Here is a 682-nt window from a genome sequence, read left to right as displayed (position 1 = left end):
TTTTACATGTGGGCATGTTGCTGCGGAGCAGGAATTTCAGTTTCATGAGCGTTTGAGTTGCAAGAACTGCCACACGCAATTGCGGCATATCGGGACGGACTATGATCGTCCTATTGAGAATATGCGCTGCAGGAGCTGCGATGCGATGAGCATTGATGGTCAAGTGAAGGTCTTTTGTTTGAGTTGTGATCATGAATATGAGCAACATAGCTTGGTCACCAATAATTACTTTTCTTTTGCTCTAGGTGATCGTGGTGCAGAAAAAGCCCAGTATGGAACGGTAACGCAGAAACTCGCCGAGAGTTTGGATGCGCCGCTCGACTTGGAGCGCTTTGCATGGCAAACAGCTTGGCTGATAGAGCCCACTAATGCCTTGTCGCAAGCTCATGATAAAAATAGTGTTAGCAAACACTATTGCCTCAAGTTTACAGTGGCCGGTGACGCTCATTTTGTTCGTGGTAACTCTGAACCTGCTTTGCTCGATTTTTATAATGAATTTTTGACACGACTTGCTTCGCATCTCAATACGAGTGTCGTGCGCTGCAATGTGGATGATACGCTTTGGCTTTTCTTGCTGCCTAACTACGATGAAGCTGACGTCGAAAAACTAAAAAATACGATTGAAAGCATCTCTCAGGATGCGCTAGATAGTCCTATTGAAATACTCGCGACGTTTTATGAG

1 protein-coding gene is annotated in these 682 nt (G+C 45.2%); it reads left to right on the top strand.

Annotated features, from left to right (window positions below; genetic code table 11):
- The coding region (locus A3750_RS25695) for a hypothetical protein (protein ID WP_197474807.1) at window positions 1–682 on the top strand (682 nt) is incomplete at both ends.

Source organism: Oleiphilus sp. HI0079, assembly GCF_001635105.1.
Note: the sequence above shows the minus strand (reverse complement) of the source record. Positions and strands in the feature narration are given on the sequence as shown.